1 rRNA gene is annotated in these 256 nt (G+C 47.3%); it reads left to right on the top strand.

What is annotated here, in order from left to right:
* Nucleotides 1–106 (top strand): 23S ribosomal RNA (locus tag L6D64_RS28230); the annotation flags it as partial.
* Nucleotides 107–256: the final 150 nt, after the last annotated feature.

The raw sequence follows: 256 nt of genomic DNA, 5'->3' as shown, positions 1-256 counted from the left end.
GAGTTCCCTGAAGGGCCGTCGAAGACTACGACGTTGATAGGTTGGGTGTGTAAGCGCTGTGAGGCGTTGAGCTAACCAATACTAATTGCCCGTGAGGCTTGACCATATAACACCCAAGCAATTTGCTGACGCAGATTGCGGTGGTGAAGATGATACGAACCGAAAGTTCGCACGACCACAAATTCACATATCCGAATTAGCCAAGAGTGTTCAAAAGACATTCTGGCAACAGAATTTCTTGACGACCATAGAGCAT

It is taken from the genome of Pseudomonas urethralis (genome assembly GCF_021602465.1).
GTDB lineage: Bacteria > Pseudomonadota > Gammaproteobacteria > Pseudomonadales > Pseudomonadaceae > Aquipseudomonas > Aquipseudomonas vlassakiae.
The sequence above is the reverse complement of the archived record's forward strand: the minus strand, read 5'-3'. Positions and strand labels throughout refer to the sequence as shown.